The sequence below is a fragment of the Schaalia canis genome, from assembly GCF_003858455.1.
Taxonomy (GTDB): domain Bacteria; phylum Actinomycetota; class Actinomycetes; order Actinomycetales; family Actinomycetaceae; genus Pauljensenia; species Pauljensenia canis.
In genome coordinates, this window is the sequence record NZ_RQZF01000043.1 from 1 (window position 1) to 452 (window position 452).

Consider the following 452-nt stretch of genomic DNA (forward strand, 5'->3'; position numbering starts at 1 on the left):
GTGCTCAAGGGTGGGGGCGTAGGAATAGTGTTGAAGTTGCTTTAGAGGATTTTCATGGGGCCTACGCGTTACTGTTTGCTGATGCTTGCCGGTTAGAGTCAGAAGACCGTGTGGGATTGGCGCGAGCGTTGGACGAGGTCGCAGAGCAAGTACACGACGTGATTGCTGCTGCCCAGCGTGAGGAAGCCCGCCTAGAACAGGCCTATCAGGACAGCCTGCGCCAAGAAGAGGAAGGAGTGTTTAACCACTGGGTGGACCAGTGGGCTCCCTTTGCAGACCTGCCTTATTCACCGCCTCAGATTGAGGCGGTTTTTCTCCCCGTATTCGTTCCCGTGTAGCGGGCCGTCATAACGGGGGCGGGAAGGTCGGTGCCCGTCCTGAGGCTTTGCGTGCTTTTGTTGAGCACGCGCGTGGGGCAAACACCGCCCTTGAAAGAGAATTACGCCAGGTGG

General features: G+C 57.7%; 1 protein-coding gene. It reads left to right on the forward strand.

The window, feature by feature from the left end; translation table 11 throughout:
- On the forward strand, positions 1–338 hold a 338-nt coding region (locus EII11_RS10640), incomplete at its 5' end, for a hypothetical protein (protein ID WP_205649297.1).
- Between the last annotated feature and the right edge of the window lie 114 nt (positions 339–452).